Genomic DNA, 2,458 nt, shown 5'->3' with positions numbered 1-2,458 from the left:
GGGGGGGGGGCCCCCTCCGGGCCCCCGCCCGCGGACGCCCACGCCCAGGGGGGCGTGGACGGGCCGGTGCTGCCGAGGGCGGCAGCACCGGAGCTTCACCGCGAGGGCGCGGCGAAGCAGGAGGAGAAGCCCGCCGTCGAGCCGTTCACGCCCGCCCGAGCTGAGCGCGCTGAGCGTGCCAGCGCGCGTCGTCCCAAGCGCCGCCGACGCGACAGCGAGAACCCCAAGACGAAGAAGCTCGGCTTTCGCTGCACCGCCGAACGCGAAACGCAGATCAAGCGCCTCGCGCAGGCGGCCGGCCTGACCGTCGCCGACTACCTGGAGCGCCAGGCCCTGACCGCCGGCAGCGCCGGCACGGTGACCCGTGACGAGCAGCTGGACGAGGCCGTGCGCTCGCTAGACGCCGCGCGGTTCCAGCTCGGCAAGGTCGGCGTCAACGGCAACCAGATCGCCTTCCAGCTCAACGCCCAGATCGGCATCGACCACGGCCCGGCGCAGATCACCTTGGACAAGGCCAGGGAGCTGGTGGTTGAGACCCGCCGGGCCGTTGCCCAGGTCGACACTACTGCGATGCGTGTGGCGAAGGCCGCCCGCCGGTGATCACCACATCCCGCTCCGGCAAGAACACGCTCGAGGCGCTCAAGTACCTGTACGGTCCGGGCAGGCGCAACGAGCACACCGACCCGCACCTCGTGGCCTCGTGGGACGGCTTCGCGCCCGACCCGGGCCGCGACGGCGAGGCCACCCTGGCCCAGCTGCGGGACGCCCTCGATCTTCACGTCGTCTGCTACGGCAGGCTGGTCAAGAAGCACGTTTACCACCGCATGGTCCGTGCAGACCCGTCCGACAGGAACTTGAGCGACGAGGAGTGGGCGGACATCGCCCGCCGCATCGTGGCCGCCGCCGGCATCGCCCAGGACGGCGATCCCAACGGATGCCGGTGGGTCGCGGTGCACCACGGGGACAACCACATCCACATCCTCGCCACCACGGTGCGCGCGGACCTGACCCAGGCCCGCCTGCGTGGTGACCAGTACCGGGCGGAGACCGAGCTCACCGAGATCGAGAGGCAGTACCGGCTCAAGGACCTGTCCGACACCCGCACACCGGAATACCGGGCGGCGATCCCCAAGCGCGCCAAGAGCCCTGAGCTGCGCAAAGCCGAGCGCCTGGGCCAGGAGGAGACCGGGCGGACCCGACTGCGGACCGGTGTGCGCCGGGCCCTGGCCGGGGCCGCCGGTGAGGAGGAGTTCCTCTCCCGCCTCACCGCGCAGGGGATCCAGTTCGAGGTCCGCCGCCTGCCCTCCGGCGACGCCAGGGGCTACAAGTTCGCCCTGCCCACTGGTGATCCGGGTGGTCCGGTGTGGTTCTCCGGCAGCCAGCTCGCCGCCGACCTCACCCTTCCCAAGATCCACGAGCGCTTCGCCATCGGCATCGACGAGCCTGCCCTCAGCCGTCCGGGTGGCAAGGGGCGGCCGGCCGCGGTCCGGTACCGGGCCAGCACCACCACCGACCATGCCGTCGCCACCATCGACGACGAGCCCCGGGCCGGTCAGGTCGCCGCGGTGGTCAGCGGTGCCATCGAGGTGCTCGACACCCTCGCGCTCACCAGCCCCGTCCTGTCCAGGAAGGAGATCAACCAGGCCGCCCGGGCCCTGGAGTTCACCGCCGTCGCCCGCACCCGCGCCGCCCGAGGAGAGATGCGAGCGATGCGCTCCGCTGCCCGCGAACTCCTCTACGGCGGCCCCATGGGCGGCACCGGAGGCGAGGAGGGCACGGCCGCCGCCACGATCCTGACCAGCCTCGTCCTGCTCGCGATCGTCATCGCCAAGTGGCACGCCGCCCAAGGCCACCGGCGCCAGGCCGACGCCGCCCGTGCGGCGGCCGACCACCTGCGCGCCGCCTACACCCGGCACGCGGCCAAGCCGATCGCCCACCTGACCCTCGAAGGCCACTGCCTCCCGAAGGCGGACCACGACCGGCAGGCCGACGCCGTCCGCCGCACCCTGCCCGCCGACCAGGCCGCCCGTCTGATCGCAGAGGACAACTGGGCAGCCCTCGCCGCCACCCTCGCCCAGGCCGAAGCCGCCGGCCACGACCCGACCACCCTGCTCACCAACGCCGCCGGACGACGCGAACTCGCCACCGCCGCCTCGCCCGCCGCCGTCCTCACTTGGCGCATCCGCCGCGCCGCCCACCTCCCCGCCCCCGGACCGGCCGCCACCCACGACGAACTGCGCACCAGCGCGGCCCTGTCCAGGAGCACCACCCGCCGCACCACCACCCCCGCAGCGGGAACGGCCCCTCAACCGCCCGCGCCTCCGGCACCGCCGGTACCCGGGTCGTACCGCCCCAAGCGGTAACCAGCCCAGCGACGGGGGGGGGGGGGGGGGGGGGCGCCCCCCCCCCCCCCCGCCCCCGGCCCCCCCCCCCCCCCCCCCAAAAACCCCCCCCCCCC

The 2,458-nt window shown here is 74.2% G+C and carries 2 protein-coding genes; both read left to right on the top strand.

The window, feature by feature from the left end; translation table 11 throughout:
• The coding region (locus ACFV61_RS02715) for a plasmid mobilization protein (RefSeq protein ID WP_380489689.1) at nt 1-600 on the top strand (600 nt) is incomplete at its 5' end.
• A complete protein-coding gene (locus ACFV61_RS02710) occupies nt 597-2,363 on the top strand; it encodes a relaxase/mobilization nuclease domain-containing protein (protein ID WP_380489687.1) in 1,767 nt (588 codons plus the stop codon). The genes ACFV61_RS02715 and ACFV61_RS02710, both read left to right, overlap by 4 nt.
• Nucleotides 2,364-2,458 lie beyond the last annotated feature (95 nt).

It is taken from the genome of Kitasatospora sp. NPDC059817, from assembly GCF_042731835.1.
Taxonomy (GTDB): domain Bacteria; phylum Actinomycetota; class Actinomycetes; order Streptomycetales; family Streptomycetaceae; genus Kitasatospora.
This window is presented reverse-complemented; position numbering and strand designations above follow the sequence as displayed.